This is a genomic window from Pseudoglutamicibacter cumminsii, from assembly GCF_003143995.1.
GTDB lineage: Bacteria > Actinomycetota > Actinomycetes > Actinomycetales > Micrococcaceae > Pseudoglutamicibacter > Pseudoglutamicibacter cumminsii_B.
Genome location: NZ_QFWG01000011.1, coordinates 56,141 through 62,783, shown reverse-complemented (window position 1 = coordinate 62,783; position 6,643 = coordinate 56,141). Strand labels below are relative to the sequence as shown.

General features: G+C 60.6%; 5 protein-coding genes. 3 read left to right on the top strand and 2 right to left on the bottom strand.

Features of this window, described 5'->3' with window-relative positions; all coding sequences use genetic code 11:
• Positions 1–151 precede the first annotated feature (151 nt).
• Positions 152–634: a redoxin domain-containing protein gene (locus CAY35_RS08260; RefSeq protein ID WP_109304147.1), complete on the bottom strand. Its 483-nt coding sequence runs from the start codon at positions 632–634 to the stop codon at positions 152–154.
• On the bottom strand, positions 635–1,009 hold the full coding sequence (locus CAY35_RS08255) for a DUF3052 domain-containing protein (protein ID WP_052048188.1): 375 nt from the start codon (positions 1,007–1,009) through the stop codon (positions 635–637). It lies immediately after the preceding gene.
• A 252-nt stretch (positions 1,010–1,261) separates the two neighbouring features.
• On the opposite strand from CAY35_RS08255, the gene aceE reads away from it, so the two are divergent.
• From aceE to CAY35_RS08240, 3 genes are all read left to right on the top strand, one after another.
• Positions 1,262–4,006, top strand: coding sequence for a pyruvate dehydrogenase (acetyl-transferring), homodimeric type (gene aceE / locus CAY35_RS08250; protein WP_258265710.1), 2,745 nt, complete (start codon positions 1,262–1,264; stop codon positions 4,004–4,006).
• 142 nt (positions 4,007–4,148) lie between these two features.
• Positions 4,149–5,426, top strand: coding sequence for a PucR family transcriptional regulator (locus CAY35_RS08245; RefSeq protein WP_109304153.1), 1,278 nt, complete (start codon positions 4,149–4,151; stop codon positions 5,424–5,426).
• A gap of 206 nt (positions 5,427–5,632) precedes the next feature.
• The gene (locus CAY35_RS08240) at positions 5,633–6,559 is read left to right on the top strand and encodes an ACP S-malonyltransferase (RefSeq protein WP_109304152.1); all 927 of its coding nucleotides are present in this window, start codon (positions 5,633–5,635) and stop codon (positions 6,557–6,559) included.
• The last annotated feature ends 84 nt before the right edge of the window (positions 6,560–6,643 follow it).

Here is a 6,643-nt window from a genome sequence, read left to right as displayed (position 1 = left end):
CAACATCCGCGCCTGGACACTCAAAGCAGTCAACGTCTCCGGGCCCTGCCAGCCAGGCAACCCCACCAACGACCCCACCTGCGAAAAACAAGACCTCACCATCTTCAAACCCCGCCAAACACGGTAAGCGCGTTCAGGCAGACAGTCCCAGCTACACCTCAGCCCCAGCAGCCCGCAGGGCCTCGACGTAGGAATCCAAAGGTCTGCTCGCGGTGCGATCAGCCTCGATCTTCGAAACCAGCCGCCCTGAAGCATCCCACACGAAAGCCGTGCGCGTAGCGTGACCCCGCCCCGCATCGAACGCATCCAACGCCTGCGCAAGAGCCCCATGCGGCCAAAAATCACTCAGCACATCGAAAGACAAACCCAGCTGATCCGAAACCGTTCGCAACGTATAACGCGAATCCACCGAGCACGCCGCAACATACACGCCAGCCTCAGCCCACGCATCAGCAACCTGTGCAAGCCCGCCCAACTCCGAATGACACACCGGAGTGAAACTCAACGGGAAAAAACTCAAAACCGTCACCTGACCAACACGGTCAGCGAGCACAACCCGCTCACCATGCTGATTCACCAACGGAGCCGAAAGCGACGCCAACCCAGGCGCCGCATCGGAAGGATTTAACAACATTCAGTGACGCTTCCGCTGCTGCAGGCACACAGCGGACCACAGCTCGGAAACATCAACGGTGCTCGTCGTGTGCAAGCCAGCCGTCGGTGCAGCTTCCTGAATCTCAACAGGAGACACATGGCCGTCCTCACCCAACTTAGGGGTCAAAAGCCACACAACGCCACCATCATCAAGATCCGTGAGGGAATCAACCATCGCATCAACAAGGTCACCATCGCCGTCACGCCACCACAGCAACACGGCGTCAACAACCTCGTGCTCGTCTTCGTCCAGAATCGGCTCGCCAGTGACCTCCTCGATCACGTCACGAAGCTCAAAATCGACATCCTCGTCATAACCGAGCTCTTGAACAAGATGATCTCCAGAGATCCCCATCCGCTGAGCAGCACCCTCATACGGCGCCGTCCGAACGCTCACGTCACAAATCCTTTTCCATAGAACAACGAAAACTCACCCCGTGATCAGGGCTACACGTCTAACAAAACACGTTTTCAGCGCTCAAAACAACTGAACGCGCCAAAACTCCCCGCCGTCCCCTACTACGATGGGAACAAGACAGTTCGCTCAACCGTTGAAAACGGGAGAGAATCAAGAACAAGATTTGTCAGCACTAGAAAGGGAACGGCCGTGGCCCAACAGGACCATCACATCACCGATATCCGTAGCGGATTGGTGAAACATCTGTCTGACACCGACCCCGAAGAAACCAAAGAATGGCTTGAATCCTTCGACGGGCTCGTTGAGACACAGGGAACCGAACGCGCCGAATACATCGTGCGTTCGCTGCTGCAGCGCGCAGGCGCCAAGTCCGTAGCCGTCCCGATGGTTACCACCACCGACTACGTCAACACGATCCCGGTGGACCAAGAACCTGACTTCCCGGGTACCGAGGAACTTGAGCGTGCATACCGCCGCTGGATCCGCTGGAACGCAGCCGTCATGGTCCACCGCGCACAGGCCCCAGGCCTGTCCGTTGGCGGCCACATCTCCACCTACGCCGGCGCAGCAACCCTCTACGAAGTCGGTTTCAACCACTTCTTCCGCGGCCCAGGCCACGACGGTGGCGGCGACCAGGTCTTCTTCCAGGGCCACGCCTCCCCCGGCATGTACGCGCGCGCGTTCCTGGAAGGACGCCTGACCGACGAACAGCTCGACTCCTTCCGTCAGGAAAAGTCGAAGGCGCCAAACGGCCTGCCTTCATACCCGCACCCACGCATGATGCCTGAGTTCTGGCAGTTCCCAACCGTCTCGATGGGCCTTGGCCCAGCGAACGCGATCTACCAGGCACAGTTCAACCGCTACCTGCACAACCGCGGCATCAAGGACACCTCCCAGCAGCACGTCTGGGCATTCCTCGGCGATGGTGAAATGGATGAGCCAGAATCGCGCGGCTTCCTGCAACACGCAGCCAACGAAGGCCTCGATAACCTGACCTTTGTCATCAACTGCAACCTGCAGCGCCTTGACGGCCCGGTACGCGGTAACGGCAAGATCATGCAGGAACTCGAAGCGTACTTCCGCGGAGCAGGCTGGAACGTCATCAAGGTCGTGTGGGGCCGTGAATGGGATGCCCTGCTCGAGAAGGACCACGACGGTTCGCTCGTCAACATCATGAACGAAACCCCGGACGGTGACTACCAGACCTACAAGGCTGAGTCCGGCGCGTTCGTCCGTGAGCACTTCTTCGGCAAGTCCCCACAGACCAAGGCGATGGTCGAGGACATGACCGACCAGGAAATCTGGCAGCTCAAGCGCGGCGGCCACGACTACAACAAGGTCTACGCCGCATACAAGGCAGCTGTTGAGCACAAGGGCCAGCCGACTGTGATCCTCGCTCAGACTGTCAAGGGCTACGGTCTCGGAACCCACTTCGAGGGCCGCAACGCGACCCACCAGATGAAGAAGCTCACCCTGCAGGACCTCAAGGACTTCCGCGACCACCTGCGCATCCCAATCTCGGACGAAGAGCTCGAGAAGGACCCAGCACGCCCGCCGTACTACCACCCAGGCATGGACGACGAAGCGATCCGCTACATGATCACGCGTCGCCAGGCACTCGGCGGCTTCGTGCCGGAACGCCGCGAACGCACCTCCCCGATCGCGCTTCCAGACAAGACCGCATACCGCGGCACCAAGCGTGGTTCAGGCCGCCAGGAAGCCGCAACCACGATGGCGTTCGTGCGTCTTCTGCGCGACCTCATGCGTGACAAGGACTTCGGCCACCGCATCGTGCCGATCATCCCGGACGAGGCACGCACTTTCGGTATGGACTCGTTCTTCCCTACCGCGAAGATCTACAACCCGCAGGGCCAGAACTACGTCTCCGTGGACCGCGACCTGATGCTCGCCTACAAGGAGTCCCCACAGGGCAAGATCCTGCACACCGGCATCAACGAAGCCGGATCCGTGGCTGCACTCACCGCGGCAGGTTCGTCGTACTCGACTCACCTCGAGCCGATGATCCCGGTCTACATCTTCTACTCGATGTTCGGCTTCCAGCGCACCGGCGACAGCATCTGGGCTGCAGCCGACCAGTTGGCGCGTGGCTTCATGATCGGCGCAACCGCCGGTCTCACGACGCTGACCGGTGAAGGCACCCAGCACATGGATGGCCACTCGCTCGTTCTGGCCGCAACCAACCCTGGCGTCGTCTCCTACGACCCTGCCTACGGTTACGAAATCGGCCACATCGTCCGTGACGGTCTTGAACGCATGTACGGCGGCGAGCACCCGGATCCAAACGTGATCTACTACCTCACCGTCTACAACGAGCCAATCAAGCAGCCGGCAGAGCCAGAAGACGTCGACGTCGAAGGCATCTTGAAGGGTATCCACCAATTGTCCAAGGGCGAAGCCGACGGCCCAACGGTTCAGCTGCTCGCCTCCGGCGTTGCTGTTCCATGGATCTTCAAGGCCCAGGAGCTGCTCGCTGAGGACTGGGGCGTCAACGCTGACCTGTGGTCGGTGACGTCGTGGTCCGAGCTACGCCGAGACGGCCTGCGTGCAGAAAAGCAGCGCTTCCTGCACCCTGAGTCCGAGGCTCCGGTCCCTTACGTGACCGAGAAGCTCAAGGATGCAGAAGGCCCATTCCTTGCCGTAACCGACTACCAGCACCATGTGCCGGACATGATCCGTCGCTTCATCCCAGGCGACTACACGACCCTGGGCGGCGACAACTTCGGTTTCGCTGACACCCGTCCAGCAGCCCGCCGCTACTTCCACATCGACGCCGAGTCGATCGCTGTACGCGCGCTCCAGCAGCTTGCTGACCGCGGTGAAATCGACAAGGACATCCCAGCCAAGGCCGTCAAGAAGTACGACCTGCTGAACGTCAACGCTGGCACTACCGGTGGCGGTGGCGGCGACGCCTAACCCCCCAACGGTAATAAAGCCACCCTGCTCGTGAGGCGGCTTGCGCACCCCGTGCGTAGGCCGCCTCACGGGCATATGAAGCCCATCAACCCCTATAAGAGCCGCCAGGAACAGAAGCGTCAGGAGGGCCCGCGTGCTGAACATGCCACCAGAAGACGGTGCACTCGCCGAAGCAACCAAGGCCGAGGCCTTCCACCAAGCACCGCAGCAAGCAGGAACCTCCGTCCCGTCGCAACGTTCTTTGCGTCTTGCAGAAGCCGTCTCGCAGGCTCCTGTTGCGATGGAGCGGCTCAAAACCCACGTCGGACAGCTATCAACCCTGGCGCTTAATGCGCTCGATCAACAGCTTCCGTGGTACCGGTCTTTGCTACCGGACCAGCGTTCGGCGCTGGGTTTGATCGCTCAGCGCGGCATCTCGCATTTTGTTCAGTGGTGTCAAGACCCTGACACGCCCGCCTGGGTTCTGGCGGATGTGTTTGGTTCGGCCCCGAGCGAACTTTCTCGCGCGATCTCACTGCAGCGCGCTCTCCAACTGATCCGCACCGTCGTGGGGGTAGTTGAAGATGAGGTACCGGCACTCGCGGATGCCTCCGAACAAGCCGCCTTACGGGAAGCCGTGTTGCTCTATTCGCGAGAGATCGCGTTCGCCGCTGCCGATGTGTACGCGCGTGCTGCTGAACGTCGCGGCGCATGGGACTCGCGTTTGGAAGCACTCGTGGTCGATGCGGTGCTACGCGGCGAGGGCGCTGACGCGTTGCGTTCACGGTTGTCTGCGGTTGGCTGGCGTTCGCTGGACTCATTCTGCGTCGTTGTGGGCCACACTGCTGATGAATCCACGGCGAACAATGTTGCCGATATCCGCCGCGCCGCGATGCGAGCCGGCAAGGATGCGGTAATCGGGATCCAGGGAAACCGTTTGCTGGTCTTGCTGGGCGGAGTTAATGAAGCCTCCGAGGCGTTCGAACCGCTCGCGAGTCAGTTTGGCGGCGAGCACGTTGTGATCGGACCTGTGGTCGATGCGATCGAGGATTTCCATAACTCAGCGCGACAGGCTCTGGCCGGCTTGGCTGCAGCGTCCGCTTGGCCGGATGCGCCGCGAGTCATCCGAGCTGAGGATTTGTGGCCAGAACGTGCTCTTGCAGGAGACGAGCTGGCCATCGCCGAGCTGATTGAACGGGTCTATGAACCCATCGCGCACTCCGACGCGGTGCTTGCGCAGACCTTATCGACTTACGTTGCTGGTGGGCGTTCCCTCGAAGGCACAGCTCGTGAGCTTTATGTCCACGCCAATACGGTGCGCTACCGCTTGCGCCGGGTCACGGAGCTGACCGGCTGGGATCCTTTGCTACCGCGCGACGCACTTGTTTTGCACGTTGCTCTGATTGTTGGCCGGATTCACGGCGCAAATGCGTCTGCCTAAGCTCGATAAGCACCTCATCTTGCTCTTGACGCTGCGCGGCCCTTCACAAGATGCGTTGTGCTATTCAACCAATGAAGTCGACACCTCGGCGCCGAGTTTTCACCGAACCGCACGCACCGCTTTGTAGGATGTCTACAAAAGTCATCCGTGACCTTGGTCTCTCGCATGCCAGCCAGAGTCCGTGAAATTTTGGAAGAGTGGAACACGTGTTAGCAATAGTTTGCCCTGGACAGGGTTCGCAGACTCCCGGTTTCTTGACAAGCTGGCTCGAAGAGCCTGCTCTCGCCTCGCGTTTGGCTGAGCTGTCTGACGCAGCGGGCAAGGATCTCGCTTGGCTCGGCACCGAAGCCGACGAGGAAACCATCAAGGATACGGCGCATGCACAGCGCCTCATCGTTGCCGCTGGACTGCTGGCTGCCGATGCGCTGTTCGGCGACGACGGCGCCCCAGCTGATGCGGTTTACGCGGGCCACTCTGTCGGTGAGATCACCGCATCCGCCATTACCGGCGTCATGAGCTACGAGGATGCACTCCGCTTTGTCGCTTTGCGCGCGGATGAGATGGCGAAGGCATCGAACGCACAGCCAACCGGCATGGCGGCCGTCTTGGGCGGTGACCACGCGGAGGTCATCGCAGCCATCGAGGCCGCAGGCGCTGCCCCAGCGAACATGAACGGCGGCGGGCAGATCGTTGCCGCAGGTAGCCTCGAAAGCCTCGAGAAGCTCGGAGAAAACCCTCCAGCCAAAGCCCGGGTCATCCCACTGAAGGTTGCTGGGGCATTCCACACCGAATACATGGCCCCAGCTGTAGACCCTCTGCGCGAACTGGCGGCATCTATCACCGCTAGGGATCCACGCGGGCCGCTACTGACAAACGCTGGCGGTTCCGAAGTAGACACGGGAACCCACATGCTCCGGCTTCTTGTCGACCAGGTGACACGCCCTGTGGACTGGGAGTCCTGCCAGGAAACCATGAAAGACCTGGGCGTCACCGGCCTCATCGAGCTCACGCCAGCCGGCACGCTAACCGGCCTGGCCCGTCGTGGGCTCAAAGGCGTCAAAACATTCGCTCTCAAGACACCGGATCAGCTCGAAGAAGCACGCGCTTTCATCAACGAGCATTCCGGTAACTAACCACAGCTTTCACGGGGCCACCATCTTCACAGAAGTAGCCCCGTAATACTGAACTCTGTCCCACAACCACATAGGCTTAGTTCA